The 13,363-nt window shown below is 58.7% G+C and carries 10 protein-coding genes and 2 tRNA genes; 9 read left to right on the forward strand and 3 right to left on the reverse strand.

Features of this window, described 5'->3' with window-relative positions; all coding sequences use genetic code 11:
• Nucleotides 1-26: 26 nt before the first annotated feature.
• Nucleotides 27-1,385, reverse strand: a complete 1,359-nt coding sequence (gene aroA / locus HUS57_RS16915) for a 3-phosphoshikimate 1-carboxyvinyltransferase (RefSeq protein ID WP_173935033.1) — start codon at nucleotides 1,383-1,385, stop codon at nucleotides 27-29.
• A gap of 238 nt (nucleotides 1,386-1,623) precedes the next feature.
• Between aroA and HUS57_RS16920 the strand changes: the two genes are divergently transcribed.
• Together HUS57_RS16920 and HUS57_RS16925 are read left to right on the forward strand one after the other, a co-directional pair.
• Entirely contained in the window at nucleotides 1,624-2,007 is a 384-nt protein-coding gene (locus HUS57_RS16920) for a TIGR02300 family protein (protein WP_173935034.1), read from the forward strand.
• A gap of 143 nt (nucleotides 2,008-2,150) precedes the next feature.
• Nucleotides 2,151-2,226: transfer RNA gene (locus HUS57_RS16925), tRNA-Ala, on the forward strand.
• A 575-nt stretch (nucleotides 2,227-2,801) separates the two neighbouring features.
• Here the strand turns inward: HUS57_RS16925 and HUS57_RS16930 are convergent.
• Nucleotides 2,802-2,877 (reverse strand) — tRNA-Thr (locus HUS57_RS16930).
• Nucleotides 2,878-3,206: 329 nt separating this feature from the next.
• Here HUS57_RS16930 and HUS57_RS16935 point away from each other — a divergent pair.
• From HUS57_RS16935 to HUS57_RS16945, 3 genes are all read left to right on the forward strand, one after another.
• Complete coding sequence (locus HUS57_RS16935; RefSeq protein WP_173935035.1) at nucleotides 3,207-3,695, forward strand: (2Fe-2S)-binding protein; 489 nt, start codon at nucleotides 3,207-3,209, stop codon at nucleotides 3,693-3,695.
• Nucleotides 3,696-3,814: 119 nt separating this feature from the next.
• The gene (locus HUS57_RS16940; RefSeq protein ID WP_173935036.1) at nucleotides 3,815-6,163 is read left to right on the forward strand and encodes a xanthine dehydrogenase family protein molybdopterin-binding subunit; all 2,349 of its coding nucleotides are present in this window, start codon (nucleotides 3,815-3,817) and stop codon (nucleotides 6,161-6,163) included.
• Nucleotides 6,164-6,288: 125 nt separating this feature from the next.
• Nucleotides 6,289-7,089 carry a xanthine dehydrogenase family protein subunit M gene (locus HUS57_RS16945; RefSeq protein WP_173935037.1) on the forward strand — a complete coding sequence of 267 codons (801 nt, stop codon included), beginning with the start codon at nucleotides 6,289-6,291 and terminating at the stop codon, nucleotides 7,087-7,089.
• A gap of 31 nt (nucleotides 7,090-7,120) precedes the next feature.
• On the opposite strand, the gene rpsU is transcribed toward HUS57_RS16945, so the two are convergent.
• A complete protein-coding gene (rpsU, locus tag HUS57_RS16950) occupies nucleotides 7,121-7,348 on the reverse strand; it encodes a 30S ribosomal protein S21 (protein ID WP_173935038.1) in 228 nt (75 codons plus the stop codon).
• A gap of 215 nt (nucleotides 7,349-7,563) precedes the next feature.
• Between rpsU and HUS57_RS16955 the strand changes: the two genes are divergently transcribed.
• From HUS57_RS16955 to HUS57_RS16970, 4 genes are all read left to right on the forward strand, one after another.
• Nucleotides 7,564-8,058 (forward strand): hypothetical protein, encoded by a 495-nt coding sequence (locus tag HUS57_RS16955; protein WP_173935039.1) that lies wholly within the window; start codon nucleotides 7,564-7,566, stop codon nucleotides 8,056-8,058.
• Nucleotides 8,059-8,502: 444 nt separating this feature from the next.
• Complete coding sequence (locus HUS57_RS16960) at nucleotides 8,503-10,452, forward strand: PrkA family serine protein kinase (RefSeq protein ID WP_173935040.1); 1,950 nt, start codon at nucleotides 8,503-8,505, stop codon at nucleotides 10,450-10,452.
• 21 nt (nucleotides 10,453-10,473) lie between these two features.
• On the forward strand, nucleotides 10,474-11,787 hold the full coding sequence (locus HUS57_RS16965; RefSeq protein ID WP_173935041.1) for a YeaH/YhbH family protein: 1,314 nt from the start codon (nucleotides 10,474-10,476) through the stop codon (nucleotides 11,785-11,787).
• Between the two features lie 9 nt (nucleotides 11,788-11,796).
• On the forward strand, nucleotides 11,797-13,332 hold the full coding sequence (locus tag HUS57_RS16970; protein WP_173935042.1) for a SpoVR family protein: 1,536 nt from the start codon (nucleotides 11,797-11,799) through the stop codon (nucleotides 13,330-13,332).
• Nucleotides 13,333-13,363 lie beyond the last annotated feature (31 nt).

The raw sequence follows: 13,363 nt of genomic DNA on the forward strand, positions 1-13,363 counted from the left end.
TATGACGGAACGTTGCTTCGCTACGCTCATGCATTCCCCTCAAGTGCCTCGAACATGGCGCCGGCTGCCGTCATCAGCCCCATGAATTGAGGGAAACTGGTAGCGATCATCGTCTCGTCGTCGATTGTCACCGGTTTCTCCGACGCAAGCCCCAGCACGAGAAATGACATCGCAATCCGGTGGTCGAGATGGGTGGCAACCTTACCGCCGCCGAAGCCCTTTCCGTCGGGCCTGCCGTGAACGGACAGGGTAGCCTCGCCCTCGGCGCAGTCGATGCCATTGACCTTAAGCCCTTCGGCAACAGCCGAGAGGCGGTCGGATTCCTTGACGCGCAGCTCTTCCAGCCCAAGCATCAGCGTCTCGCCTTCGGCATAACTGGCCGCTACGGCGAGTATCGGATACTCGTCGATCATGGAAGGCGCTCGTTCCGGCGGCACGGTTACGCCCTTGAGCCGCGAGTGGCGTGCGCGCAGGTCCGCCACCTCCTCGCCCCCGGCAAAGCGGCGGTTCAGAAGCTCGATATCGGCGCCCATCTCCTGCAAGGTCAGGATAAGGCCGGTGCGGGTGGGATTCATCAGCACATTCTCGATCACCATGTCCGAGTCAGGCACGATGAGGGCGGCAACCAGCGGAAAGGCCGCTGACGAGGGGTCGCCCGGCACGGCGATCTGCTGGCCTCTGAGTATAGAGCGGCCCTCTATGCTGATGTGGCGGGCGCGCTCCTTATCCACTTTCACTTCAATTGCCGCGCCGAAGCCTGTCAGCATCTTTTCTGTATGATCGCGTGTCATGACCGGCTCAATGACTGTCGTAACGCCCGGCGTATTGAGTGCGGCCAGAAGCACTGCGGATTTCACTTGTGCCGAGGGGACGGGAACGCGGTAGGTGATGGGCGCGGCGTGGCGGGGGCCGCGCAGCGTGATGGGCAGGCGGTCTCCTGGGGCAGCCTCTACAACCTGAAGCCCCATTTGCCGCAGCGGATCGAGGACCCGCCCCATGGGACGGCTGGAAAGTGATGCGTCACCGGTGAAGCGGGTTGTCATGTCATAGCTGCCGACAAGGCCCATGGTAAGACGTGCCCCGGTGCCAGCATTGCCGAAATCGAACGGCTCCTGGGGCTCCAGAAGGCAGCCATTGCCCGTGCCCTCCACAACCCAGGCATCGTCCTCGCGCGCGATCAGCGCTCCCATGGCGCGCAGCGCATCGGCCGTACGCAGCACGTCTTCGCTCTCCAAAAGACCGGTAATCCGCGTTCGCCCGGAAGCTAATCCACCGAACATGAGGGAACGGTGGGAGATGGACTTGTCGCCCGGCACGCGCATATTGCCTTTGAGGGCGGAAGAGCGGCGGCTCTGCGCTGCGCGGGGTCTGGAGTGCACGGTCATGGCTCTCTCCGCATTCGGGAACGTTGCGCGCTGCCTCTAGCACGTTGGGAAAGACCGGTCATCCCCCGGCCGGAAAGCTCGTGAACAACAAGGGTAGAATGGCTTTCTTTTAGCTTTGACAGGCGCTTCATCTGTGGCTATGGGGACCGAAAACGGCATGGCCGGGCGGCGTAGATTTTCGCCCGTACCAAGACGCTGGCTCGATCCCGGGCCAGCTGGCAAAGATGAGGCAAAAACGGTGGCAAGACCCGAACTCGGCACTAAGCGCATCTGCCCGGAAACGGGACGCAAATTCTACGATCTAAACCGCGATCCTATCGTATCGCCCTATACCGGCCAATCCTATCCTCGCAGCTATTTCGAGGCAGGCGCGGAGACGCTCGTGGACGATGAGGAAGAGCTGGAGGAGAAGGAGCTCGACGCTCAGGAGGGTCCCGAGATCATCTCCCTTGAGGATGCCGATGACGACGTCAAGGGGAGCGAAGACGACCTGCCGGAGCTCGATGACGATGATGTGGATCTCGGCGACGACGACGACGACACCTTCCTCGCCGACGAAGAGGAGGACGACGACGACGTCACCGGCATTATCGGCGTCAGTGACGACGATGATGAACATTGATGGCATTCGAGCGGTGGAGATTATCGGGTTCCCTGTGGATGGGGCTTGATTCTCCTGCCGGTCGGGTTTAGAAGCCGCCATCACATCGGCAATAGCCGAGACCTCTTCGCCGGATACGGCACCGGTTCACAGTGACCGGATGTGGGGCCATAGCTCAGTTGGGAGAGCGCTTGAATGGCATTCAAGAGGTCAGGGGTTCGACTCCCCTTGGCTCCACCAACTAACCTTTGTACGACCCTGAGACATAGGTAACAGATCGAACCTAAGACATGGGTGACGACCTCGTGCCGAACGGGTCGTCTATTGTCTGCAATATCCTTTGTTCGAGGTCGATCTATCCCAAATCATAGTGCAGAGGCTTACGAGCAAATGCTGTCATCGTCTTCGGTGCTTCCGAGCCTGCGCCCGGCCAGCACGGTGAAGACGTTGATCTTCCTCCTCGGGCAGGCCGCTATACCGGCAAACATTGCTCATCCTCCGGGTCAAGAAGACAGCCAACAAGACAAGCACGGTCGTTTATCACCGAACACGCCTTCCACGGCATCAACACATCCCGCCAAAGCGAGAAAGTGTTACCATCTGTCGGTAGGAAACGTCACCTATGTTAGGGTGATCATTTCTAAATTCATTTTCATTGTACCTTAGCCATCTATCGCAATCGCCGCGCAGGAGCCTACGCCGTTAGCGTGTCCTCTACTCATACCATCGTGGAAACCACAGACGACTTTGAATAAGCGCTGAAGGTTGCGGTTCAGAAAAACTTGGATGCCCTTAACGCAGGGGTGGCAAGGGGCTGGTGCCGCACGCCGGACTCGAACCAGCGACCCCATCATTACGAATGACGTGCTCTACCAACTGAGCTAGTGCGGCTTACCAGACGCAGGACGACTTAGCTATCGCCCTACTATTTTCTTCACTCCTCCGCCAACCCACTGGCTTCCAACGTCATTCTCTAGCGGATCCGCTCATTACGAATGCGTTGCCCGGCCAACGGAGCTAGTGCGGTCTGCGGCACGGAAGCTCCGGCCGCATGCTGCGCCTGATACAGACATCACGGGCGAAGATCAAGTAATGTTGAGCGTCATCGTACCCATACCCTCCGCATCTTTAAATGGCGGTGGACTCTGGCGATTGTAAGATTAAGCTGGAGGGGGTGTCCGGGAGGAAAGAGACGGCACACCAATCGGAGGAGGGAACCCATGGCTGAAATCTCTATGAAGGTGAATGGACGTGCTGTGACGGCCGAAGTGGAGGATCGCACCTTGCTGGTGCATTTCCTGCGCGAACATCAGGGCCTTACCGGCACGCATGTGGGCTGTGACACCTCCCAATGCGGCGCATGCGTCGTGCATGTGGACGGCAAGGCCGTCAAGTCCTGCACCATGCTTGCGGCGCAGGCATCGGGCGCTCAGGTTCTTACCATAGAAGGCTTGGCGGACGGAGGCGAATTGCACCCGGTGCAGGCAGCATTCCGGGAGCATCACGGGCTGCAATGCGGCTTCTGCACGCCAGGCATGATCATGGCAGCAGTCGACATGATCCGGCGCCATCCCGGAGGTCTCGACGAAAAAACGGTGCGGGCAGAGCTGGAGGGCAATCTGTGCCGCTGCACCGGCTATCACAACATCGTCAAGGCCGTGCTGGCGGCAGCGGAGGCGATGGCGGGCCAGAAGGCAAAGGCAGCTTAGGGCAAGGTGGGCAGTAGGCGACAGGGCATGGCAAAAGGGAGCGGGTTGCAGGGTAGGCGATGAAGTTCGCATTACCGCCGCAAGGCCTTTATCCGCCATTGCCGACAAGGGAGGATTCCATGAGCGTTGAAGGTGTCGGCGCGCGGATCGCGCGCAAGGAGGACAAGAGATTCATCACCGGCCTTGGCCGTTTTGTGGACGATATGGTGCTGCCGAGGATGAAACATGCGGCTTTCGTGCGCAGCCCCTACGCGCATGCGAAAATCACCGGCATCCGCACCGAGGCTGCGAAAGCCATGCCCGGCATCCTTGCCGTTTTGACGGGGCCGGAACTGAAGGACGATGGCATCGGTAACCTGATCTGCGGATGGATGATTCACTCCAAGGACGGTACGCCGATGAAAATGGGCGCATGGTCGCCGCTGGCCGTGGAACGCGCGCGTTATGTGGGTGATGCGGTTGCCGTCGTGGTCGCCGAGACGCGCGCGCAGGCCCGCGATGCGGCAGAGGCCGTCGAAGTCGACTATGAGGAACTGCCCGCAGTGACCGAAGCCGTCGAGGCGCTCAAGCCTGGGGCTCCGCAACTGCACCCAGAGGCGGAAAACAATCTGATCTTCGACTGGGAGCTGGGTGACGCCAAGGCAACAGACGAAGCCATCGCGCGGGCCGCGCATGTCACGCGCATGAAGATCGTGAACAACCGCCTTGTGCCGAATGCAATGGAGCCGCGGGCGGCTCTGGGGCACTACGACGGGGCGGAGGATCACTTCACACTCTGGACTACCAGCCAGAATCCGCATCTGGCCCGCCTCGTGATGAGCGCTTTCTATAATGTGGCGCCGGAGAACAAGCTCCGGGTGATCGCGCCGGATGTCGGCGGCGGTTTCGGCTCTAAGATCTACATCTATCCAGAGGAAATCGTCTGCCTCTGGGCCTCGAAGCGGACTGGCTTTCCTGTGAAATGGACGGCTGACAGAACCGAAAGCTTCCTGTGCGACGCCCATGGACGCGACCATGTGAGCGAGGTGTCTCTGGCTTTCGACGCCGATAACCAGATGATAGCGCTGAAGGTCGACACCATCGCCAATCTGGGCGCCTATATGTCGCTTTTCTCCTCATGCGTGCCAACCTATCTTTATGCCACACTTCTTTCAGGCCAGTATGTGATACCGGCGATCCACTGCAATGTGCGCGCGGTCTACACCAACACCGCGCCCGTTGACGCTTATCGCGGGGCCGGCCGGCCGGAGGCGACTTATCTACTGGAACGAGTTGTGGAGACGGCAGCGCGCGAACTTCAGATCTCGCCGGCAGAACTGCGGCGCAAGAATTTCATCCGTGCTTTTCCATACCAGACGCCGGTGATTATGAACTACGACGCGGGTGACTACGAGGCTTCGCTGGAGGCAGCCATGCAGGCGGCCGACTATGCAGGCTTCACCGTCCGGCGCGAGGAAGCCAGAAGGCGCGGCAAGCTACGCGGTATCGGGATGAGTTGCTACATCGAAGCCTGCGGCCTTGCGCCATCACAGGCAGTGGGCTCGCTCGGGGCGGGCGTAGGCCTTTGGGAATCGGCGGAAGTGCGGGTGAACATGGCCGGCACCGTGGAGGTGCTGACGGGCTCGCATAGCCATGGCCAAGGACATGAGACCACATTTGCCCAAGTGGTGGCCGAGCGGCTCGGCATCTCCATCGATCAGGTTTCCATCGTCCATGGCGACACGGACAAGGTGCAAATGGGCATGGGCACCTATGGCTCACGCTCAGGCGCAGTAGGCATGTCCGCTGTGGTCAAGGCGCTCGACCGGGTAGAGGCGAAGGCGAAGAGAATCGCCGCTCATCTCCTGGAAGCCGACGAGGCGGACATCGTGATCGAGGATGGAGCAGTGAAGGTGGCCGGCACGGATCGCAGCCTGCCCTGGGCTCAGGTCGCGTTGTCGGCCTACACGGCTCATAATTTGCCCGAAGGGATGGAGCCGGGCCTGAAGGAGACCTCTTTCTACGACCCGTCCAACTTCACCTTCCCTGCCGGCTGCCACATTGCGGAAGTCGAAGTCGATCCCGAGACCGGCCACACAGAGATCGTGCAATTCGTGGCGGCAGACGATTTCGGAAATATCATTAACCCGATGATCGTTGAGGGGCAGGTGCATGGCGGGGTAGCGCAGGGAATCGGGCAAGCGTTGCTCGAGGGCTGCCGCTATGATCCGGATACCGGCCAGCTCCTGACTGCCTCCTACATGGATTACACCATGCCACGGGCCGCCGATCTGCCTTCGTTCGATGTGTTGACCAGCAACACGCCATCTCCCAGCAATCCACTGGGGATCAAGGGCTGTGGAGAGGCAGGTGCCATCGGATCGCCGCCCGCGGTTATCAACGCCATAACCGATGCCATTCGCAACAACGAGCTGCCCATGCCTGCAAGCTCGCAGACGGTGTGGAAGGCGCTGCGTAAAGCCGCGTGAGAAAGCATGAAGCCGAAGGCAGGAAGCCGTTGCATCGGCCCTTTGCCGGAAGTGACAGAAAACGAAAGGGCTGGCCCGAGCTTTGCTCACCATGCACATTCGACCTCTCGATGAGGAGAACGTAAATGTATCAGACCACTTATCATCGCGCTGCTTCACTGGAGGAAGCCGCAAAATTGTTGGCCCAGGCCGATGACGGCAAATTCCTGGCTGGAGGGCAGACACTTATCCCCACCATGAAACAGCGGCTCGCCGCCCCTTCGGATCTCATCGACCTTCGTCACATTCCGGAGCTCAAGGGGATCACCATAAACGGTTCCGACATGCGCATCGGCGCTGGGACCACCCATGCAGAGGTTGCGGCTCATGCGGGTCTTGCCGCTTTATGCCCTGCCATTTGCCGACTGGCCGCACATATCGGCGACCCGCATGTGCGACATATGGGAACCATCGGGGGCTCCATTGCCAATAATGATCCAGCGGCGGACTATCCCGCAGCCGTCCTTGCACTGGGAGCGACGGTTGAAACCAGCAAGAGAACTATCGCGGCGGACGATTTCTTCACCGGCCTCTTCGGAACTGCGCTTGAAGAGGACGAGATCGTAACCGCCGTGTCGTTTTCTGCACCTGAGAAGGCTGGTTATGCCAAATTTCCGAATCCCGCCTCCCGCTATGCGCTTGTGGGCGTGTTCGTCGCTCGGCGGCCAGAAGGGGTGCGCGTAGCTGTCAGCGGCGCGGGTGAGGACGGCGCTTTTAGAGCTTCGGCTCTGGAGGATGCGCTCGCACGCTCTTTCGATCCAGCCGCGCTAGACGGCATTTCCCTGCCGTCTACAGGGCTCATGTCGGATATTCATGCTTCCGCCGAATATCGCGCTCACCTGATCGCGGTGATGGCCAAGCGTGCCGTCAAGGCCGCAATCGGGTGAGTATGATCAGATAGGGTGTGCACAAAGCTGGTCAGGCTGCGCGCTTCTTCTTGGGCAAAAGGCCCTCTCGCTGTGCCTGCTTGCGGGTCAGCTTCCTGGCGCGGCGGATGGCCTCGCCACGTTCGCGCGCGCGCCGTTCTGAGGGCTTCTCATACGCGCGGCGCGACTTCATCTCGCGAAAGATACCTTCGCGCTGCATCTTTTTCTTCAGGACTCTCAAGGCCTGATCGATATTGTTATCCCGTACAATAACCTGCAATGTTCTTCCTTCTTTCTGTTGGAGTTCTGGTTCAGACCTGCCCCATCTGCCACTTGAGCACCCAGGGCGGCACGTACAGACGCCTGTTTCGACGACTCGGAAGCGCGCGCTTATAACAGAAAACGCACCAGAAGTATCCTGCGCATGCAGGAATTATCTTCCGTAACAGATATAATGCGCCAGCCGCTGTTATTGAAGCGCGGAAGGATGTGCAAATGAGCGAAAGGACAATTTGGAAGACCGGCCTGGGTCTTTGCGTTCTCTGCCTGGTCCTGTTCGCCGCTGGATGGTTCACTCGCGAAGACCCGTCTGAAAAGCCTTATCTGCAAATCCTTGGTGGCGGCTTCATCTTCAACTACCGCAACGCGGAAGTATTCTACGGATTCACGGCGCAGGTGGTGCGCCCGCTGGCCAGCGGCTCCATCATTGAAGCGCGCTTCGAGGATCCTGGCGGTGGGCCGCCTCACGTCGTCGCCGAGCGGGTAAGCCCGATGACGGACCGCTACATGTTACGCTCGCCGCCCGTTGCGCATGTCAAAGCCGGAAAGCCATATCACGTCGATATCGAAATCTATGACCGCAGGCACGAAAAGCTTATCTGGCAAACGCGGCGCAACTACGCCAGCCAGGTGAGCGACGAGGTCATGCCTGAGGAACCGCTTACCGTCGGTCCCGGCTACCACCGCTACCGCAAAGGCGTGGACGGATAGGCTGGCTCTGATTGTCTGATGGCCGGCTTGGCGCTGCAACAATTTCGCGAGCGCAAGGAGCCGAGCGAGAGATTGAATCAACAGAAATTCGAGCTCAGCAAGAATAGGGTGATGACGGTTTCTCACAAGGGTGCTAAACTTCCCCTAGTGTTGGCTTCTTGCCTATAACAGGTCCGGCAGTCAAACTGGTGATCTGTAGCATTCAGGTGTCTGGTCTGTGGCTTTGCCGGCACTTGAACCTGTCCGGGATGGATGTTGCCCCGGCAGTTAGATCGTTTTGGTTGGGTTCATTCCGCGTTTGGGTGGCGCCAGTATGCGCCGCAAGTTGCGTCGAAGATTCTCAAGGTTCCGGGACGGAACTTTGAGGGAAGGAAACCGTTCACCCAATAGGAGCCGACCGGCAACGATCCTGTTGCGACAACCGGCCTTTCGCGAGAGAGCACGATGCAAAGGAGAGAAACTGAAATCTTCGATCTTTTTTCGGAGATTTACAGCAGTACGGCACGAGAGGAAATGAGCCTGCAGGAGTACCTGCTGGCCTGCCGGGACGACAAAAGCATGTACGCCACCGCCGCCGAGCGGATGGTGGATGCCATAGGGGAGCCGACCCTGATCGACACCAGCTCTGATGAGCGATTGGGGCGTATTTTCGCGAACCGGACAATCAAGATTTACCCGGCCTTCTCTGATTTTTATGGCATGGAAGACACGATCGAGAGGATCGTCGGGTATTTCCGCTATGCCGCGCAGGGTCTGGAGGAGCGGAAGCAGATCCTCTATCTCCTGGGTCCGGTTGGCGGTGGCAAGTCTTCGCTCGCTGAGCGCCTCAAGAAGCTGATGGAAGAAAGGCCGATCTATACGCTCAGCGTGAACGGCAAGGTCAGCCCCATCTTCGAATCGCCGCTAGGGCTGTTCCATCCGGAGCGGATGGCGGACCTGCTCGAAGACAAATACGGAATTGCCAGGCGGCGCCTTACTGGACTTATCTCACCTTGGGCGGCAAAGCGGCTCGATGAAGTGGGCGGGGATATTTCCAAGTTCAGCGTCGTGAAGCTCACCCCGTCCCGGCTTCGCCAGATAGGGATAGCCAAGACGGAACCGGGTGACGAGAACAACCAGGACGTCTCCTCCCTGGTTGGGAAGGTCGACATCAGGCAGCTTGAAAATTATAGCCAGGCAGACCCGGATGCATACTCCTATAGTGGCGGACTTAACCGCACTACACAGGGGCTGCTGGAATTTGTCGAGATGTTCAAGGCGCCCATCAAGGTGCTGCATCCGTTGCTGACGGCGACCCAGGAGGGGAACTATAATGGCACCGAGAATTTCGGCGCCTTCCCCTATCAGGGCATCGTGGTTGCACATTCCAACGAGTCGGAGTGGCTGCAATTCAAGAACAACAAGAACAACGAGGCGTTTTTAGACCGTATCCTGGTGGTGAAGGTGCCTTACTGCCTTCGCGTCACCGAGGAAAAGATGATCTATGAGAAGCTTCTTCGCGAGAGCGAACTGACAAGCAATCCCTGCGCGCCGGAGGTGCTGGAGATCCTGAGCCGCTTCACCGTTTCGACCAGGCTCAACGAGCATGAGAACTCGTCATTATACACCAAGATGCGGGTCTATGACGGCGAGAACCTGAAGGATGTTGATCCCAAGGCCAAGTCTGTGCAGGAGTACCGTGACGCGGCGGGTGTCGATGAGGGCATGACCGGCGTGAGCACGCGCTTTGCCTTCAAGGTGCTGTCGGAGACCTTCAACTACGATACGAAGGAGGTCGCCGCCGATCCGGTCCATCTGATGTATATTCTGGAACAAGCGATCAAGCGCGAGCAGTTTCCCAAGGAGACGGAGGCGGCTTATCTCGACTTCATCAAGTCGGAGCTCGCAACGCGGTATGCCGAGTTCATCGGCCACGAGATCCAGAAGGCATATCTGGAATCCTACAGTGAATACGGCCAGAACCTTTTCGACCGTTACATCGCCTATGCGGATGCGTGGCTGGAGGATCAGGATTTCAAGGATCCGGACACCGGACAAATCCTGAACCGGGAGATTCTCGACAGCGAGCTGTCACAGATCGAAAAGCCCGCCGGCATCGCCAATCCGAAGGATTTCCGGAATGAGGTGGTGAAGTTCACGTTGAGGGCTCGCGCCAAGAATCACGGGCGTAATCCGGCCTGGACGAGCTACGAGAAATTGCGTGAGGTGATCGAAAAACGCATGTTCGGGCAGGTGGAAGATCTGTTGCCGGTCATCAGCTTCGGCTCAAAGAAGGACAGCGCCACCGAGAAGCAGCATGCCGAGTTCGTGGAGCGAATGACGGCACGCGGTTATACCAGAAGACAGGTTCGCCGCCTGGTGGACTGGTATATGCGCGTGAACAAGGCGGGCTGACGATGCAGCGTGGGCTTTCCAATGCCGAATTATATCGACCGGCGTCTTAACCCGAAGGACAAGAGCCTCGGCAATCGTCGGCGCTTCCTGAAACGGGCTCGAGAGGAGCTGAAGCGCGTCGTCAAGGAGCAGGTCAAGTCCGGTAAGATCACGGACGTGGATGCGCAGCATAGCGTGCCCATGCCGGCGCGCGGAACGGCCGAGCCAACCTTTCGGCCGGCAGCCGGCACCGGGGAACGCAACTATGTTCTGCCTGGCAACAAGGAGTTCAGCCCCGGCGACCGGATTGCCAAGCCGGGAGGTGGCGGGGCAGGGTCCGGCTCCGGCGCAGGTGTCGGCGAGGCGGAGGACGACTTCCGCTTCATGCTTTCACGAGAGGAGGTGCTCGACCTCTTCTTCGAGGATCTGGAGCTTCCAGACATGGTGAAGCTCAACCTAAAGGAAGCTGTCACCTTCAAGCCTCGCCGAGCGGGATTCGCCGTTACCGGCGCGCCCACCAACATCAATGTTGGCCGTACCATGCGTAACAGCTATGGCCGGCGCATCGCGCTGCACCGACCGAAGCGGGAGCAAGTGGAAGCACTGGCGAAGGAACTGGCGGAGCTGGAGGCAATGCCTTCATTATCCACGCGGCGCGAACAGATCGAGAAGCTGCGGGAGGAGCTGGACCGGATGGAACGCCGCCGCCGAACCATTCCCTATGTCGACCCGGTCGATATCCGCTTCAACCGGTTCGAGGCACAGCCGCTGCCCAATGCCAGCGCTGTCATGTTCTGTCTCATGGATGTGTCGAGCTCCATGGGAGAGCGGGAGAAGGATCTTGCCAAGCGCTTCTTTGTGCTGCTCCATCTCTTCCTGAAACGCCGTTATGATCGGATCGACATCGTTTTCATCCGCCACACACACGAGGCGCGGGAGGTGGATGAGGATACGTTCTTCTACTCCACCCAGAGCGGCGGCACAGTGGTATCCACGGCGCTTGACGAGATGATGCGGATCATTCGCGAACGTTACCCAGCACGGGAATGGAATATCTACGCTGCCCAAGCCTCGGACGGCGACAATATTGCCGGCGACTCGGAAAAATGCGCGGCCTTGTTGCAGGACGAGCTGATGGAGCTCTGCCAGTATTACGCCTATGTCGAAATCATCGACGAGCGCGAGACAGAGATATTCGGGGCCACCGATAACGGCACTTCCTTATGGCGCGCCTATCGCACGGTGGGTGAGAAGTGGCCGAATTTCCAGATGACGCGGATCGCGCGCCCCGCCGACATCTATCCGGTTTTCCGGCAACTTTTTTCAAGGCAGCCGAATATACGCGCGCGAACCTGATGGATGACGATGGCATTTGAAAGCGGCAAATCCAACCTTCTCTTCACGAGTTCTGACTGGAATTTCGAGACGCTGTCGCGAACCTATGACGCCATCGAACGCATAGCGCTCGATGAGATGAAGCTCGATATCTACCCCAATCAGCTGGAGATCATCTCGTCGGAGCAGATGCTAGACGCCTATTCCTCCGTCGGGATGCCGTTGATGTATCAGCACTGGTCCTTCGGCAAGCGCTTCGTCTTCGAGGAGCATTTTTACAGAAAAGGCCAGCGCGGTCTGGCGTATGAACTGGTCATCAACTCCAACCCCTGCATCACCTACCTGATGGAGGAGAATACAATGGCCATGCAGGCGCTGGTAACGGCCCATGCTGCATTCGGCCACAATCATTTCTTCAAGAACAATTACCTCTTCCGCCAGTGGACCGATGCGAGCGCAATCCTCAGCTACATGGAGTTCGCCAAGAAGTATATCACCCGCTGCGAGGAACGGTACGGCACGGCAGCCGTCGAGGCGATACTCGATTCTGCCCATGCCATCATGGATCACGGTGTCTTCCGCTATCGCCGCCCGCCGCGGCTGTCGTCGGAGAAGGAGCGGGAGCGGATACGCGAAAGATTGGAATACGAGGAGCAGACCTATAGTGACCTGTGGCGCACTCTGCCGGTCACGCCCGGTACGGACCCCAAGAAGGCTGAAGGCGAGGCATCCGAACGGAAGCGCTCGCTCAATCTTCCGGAAGAGAACCTGCTTTATTTCCTGGAAAAGAACAGCCTGATCCTGGATCCCTGGCAGCGGGAGATTTTGCGGATCGTGCGTGTCATCGCTCAGTACTTTTACCCTCAGCGGCAGACAAAGGTGATGAATGAAGGCTGCGCCACTTTCGTTCACTATACGATTATGAACAGGCTTTTTGATCAGGGCAGAATTAGCGAAGGCGTCATGCTGGAAATTCTGCAAAGCCACACCAATGTCGTCTTCCAGCCAGACTTCGACGATCCGCGCTTCCCCGGCATCAACCCTTATGCACTCGGATTCGCGCTGATGCAGGACATCCAACGGATCTCGACAGAGCCGACGGCGGAGGATCGCGAATGGTTCCCTGACTATGCCGGGAAGGGAGACTGGCTAGACACGCTGCTCGATGCATGGGCCAATCATCGGGATGAATCTTTTATCCTCCAGTTCCTTAGTCCGGCGCTCATCCGCAAGTTCAGGCTTTTCCTGCTCCAAGACGATTCCGGCAAGCCCTATTGCGAAGTCTCCTCGATCCACAACGAGCGAGGGTATGAGGCTATACGGGCCGCGCTTGCGCGCAGCTATGACATCGGCGTGAACCAGCCGGACATTCAGGTGGTCGATGTCGACCTGCTCGGTGATCGTCATCTGCGCCTGCAACACAATGTGAAGAACGGCATCCTTCTGGAGAATGAGAGCCGGGATGCGGCGCTCCGCCATGTCCGCCATCTCTGGGGCTATGACGTAAGCCTGGTTGGCATCGACGCTGAAAGCGGTAATGTGCTCTATGAATGCTCGACGCCTTGAGCCATCTGGTTGAACCAAGGAGAGGTCTAAC

This window comes from Chelativorans sp. Marseille-P2723 (genome assembly GCF_902809845.1).
Taxonomy (GTDB): Bacteria; Pseudomonadota; Alphaproteobacteria; order Rhizobiales; family Rhizobiaceae; genus Chelativorans.

Coding starts and splice junctions, on each gene's coding strand:
- aroA (WP_173935033.1), bottom strand. CDS start 1,385: ATGACCGTGCACTCCAGACCCCGCGCAGCGCAGAGCCGCCGCTCTTCC.
- HUS57_RS16935 (WP_173935035.1), top strand. CDS start 3,207: ATGGCTGAAATCTCTATGAAGGTGAATGGACGTGCTGTGACGGCCGAA.
- HUS57_RS16940 (WP_173935036.1), top strand. CDS start 3,815: ATGAGCGTTGAAGGTGTCGGCGCGCGGATCGCGCGCAAGGAGGACAAG.
- HUS57_RS16945 (WP_173935037.1), top strand. CDS start 6,289: ATGTATCAGACCACTTATCATCGCGCTGCTTCACTGGAGGAAGCCGCA.
- HUS57_RS16955 (WP_173935039.1), top strand. CDS start 7,564: ATGAGCGAAAGGACAATTTGGAAGACCGGCCTGGGTCTTTGCGTTCTC.
- HUS57_RS16960 (WP_173935040.1), top strand. CDS start 8,503: ATGCAAAGGAGAGAAACTGAAATCTTCGATCTTTTTTCGGAGATTTAC.
- HUS57_RS16965 (WP_173935041.1), top strand. CDS start 10,474: ATGCCGAATTATATCGACCGGCGTCTTAACCCGAAGGACAAGAGCCTC.
- HUS57_RS16970 (WP_173935042.1), top strand. CDS start 11,797: ATGGCATTTGAAAGCGGCAAATCCAACCTTCTCTTCACGAGTTCTGAC.